The organism is Paenibacillus kobensis NBRC 15729 (assembly GCF_004000825.1).
GTDB classification, from domain to species: Bacteria; Bacillota; Bacilli; order Paenibacillales; family Paenibacillaceae; genus Paenibacillus_T; species Paenibacillus_T kobensis.
In genome coordinates this window covers 1-1,759 of the sequence record NZ_BILZ01000130.1, presented here as the reverse complement: position 1 = coordinate 1,759, position 1,759 = coordinate 1, and the positions used below count along the sequence as shown (strand labels likewise).

Sequence of the window (1,759 nt, the reverse complement as noted above, 5' to 3'; positions counted from 1 at the left end):
AACTCCCTCGAAATGATTCAGTTTCCTCACGCAGACTCATGAATTCGCAGGATTTCATCCTGTAGTCAAGATGAAGAACAAGATAATGAAAGAGCCGATAGATGGGCGATACGAAAGTGGGCATGCGGAAATAAAGGTGATTAGACACCACCCATAATGTTCCATAATGCGCACGTCTCCACTTCGCCCTAGCGATTCTCACTCCCATGTCTCAACGGGTCATAGCCCTTTCATTCCTTCGTCACATCTAACTACGGGGTGGAGGTCGGTCTTTCTAACGGAACGGGTCCGAGCCCTTTTGCGTAACGTCTCCCGATACTCCGTGCTTCTTGTCATCCTGCGAATACTTGAGCTGGTGAGGATCGTTTGGATTTACACTGCTTTTGGGAATACCTTTATTGGTTCGTACGATGAATTGTTCTTTGCTAGAGCCACGAGCATTCTTGCTACTTTACCGCATAATTTCATGATGGACTTCATCTTCTTCAGCCTTTTTTCCTCTACATTGTAGCGATGTGCCGCTCGGATTTCCGGGTTTGTCATGACCATACTCATCGTCATGAGATAAAGAAAATGACGTAAACGGGGTCGGCCTCGTTTGCTGAGAACCATCTTTCCTCGCCATTTCCCTGAGCTAGCTTCAGCTAGATTTAAACCGGCATGGCGAAGCAAAGCATTTCCGTGCGCATATCCGCTTAGATCACCAGCCTCACCGAGTACACCAGCTAAATTCGTTACATAGACGCCTCGTATTTCAAGCAGTTGCTGTGCATAAGGAATATGCTCAAGAATGAGGCGGAGCTCGTGCTCGATTTGTTCAAGCTGGCGCTGAGCTAGGTCATATTCTTCGAGCAATTGCCCAAGATGAAGCTTGTAAGCGTGAAGTGCTTGAGTGGTACCTACACTGGATTTTGCAAGTGTAATGAGCAGTTCAGCACGTTTAACTCCAGCATGACGCTTTACATATTGCTTCCAGCCGCCCAAGACCTGTTCCGTGCTTAACCGACTGATATCTTTCGGCAAAGGAAAGAGTCTGAGGGTTGCGATTGCACTGATACAAGTAAGGATTTTAAAGACCTGACGAAGTTCAGGAAAGACAATGTCTACCCAGCGATGAATCTGATTAACCGCAGCATTGAGACGCTTGGTAACCGTCTCTCGGTTTGCCATAAGAATACGTAGCTCCTCATAAGCTTCGGGATGAAAACGAACAGGAGAGTAGTACCCGTTTTTGACCATGTCTGCAATGACAAGTGCATCTTTATGGTCACTTTTAGACGGTGTATTATCCCGGTTTTCCTTATTCTTTTTGACGAGATGAGGGTTAACCAGAACGGGCTCGATGCCTTGATCGAGGAGCCAACGTGCTAGACTGAACCAGTAGTGGCCAGTGGGTTCCATGCCAACTATGATGCTGCTAAGTTTGTAGGATTTAAGTAGATCCTGGATCCAACGTTCGAATTGATTGAACCCTTCACGATGGTTGCCGAACTCGAGCGGAGTGCCAAGCGCAATGCCACGAAAGCTGACGGCGCGGGCCACATGGACTTCCTGGGCGATGTCTATACCGATGACTAGGTGAGAAACGGTAATGTTTTCAATGAGTTGATTTTGCTTGTCCTGTGACTTAAACTTCATAGTAGAGCGACCTCCTGATGGGCTTTTTGAGGCTTTTGACCTCGTGTGCAACCCCATCTTACTGGAGGCGCTCGTTTTTGTTCAAACGCCAAATTATTCGTATTACAGGAATTCTAACGGG

The 1,759-nt window shown here is 47.0% G+C and carries 1 protein-coding gene; it reads right to left on the bottom strand.

The genetic code is table 11. The features are described 5' to 3' along the window. Positions 1-372 precede the first annotated feature (372 nt). Complete coding sequence (locus PKO01S_RS28405) at positions 373-1,638, bottom strand: IS110 family RNA-guided transposase (protein ID WP_127534780.1); 1,266 nt, start codon at positions 1,636-1,638, stop codon at positions 373-375. Between the last annotated feature and the right edge of the window lie 121 nt (positions 1,639-1,759).

Coding starts and splice junctions, on each gene's coding strand:
- PKO01S_RS28405 (WP_127534780.1), bottom strand. CDS start 1,638: ATGAAGTTTAAGTCACAGGACAAGCAAAATCAACTCATTGAAAACATT.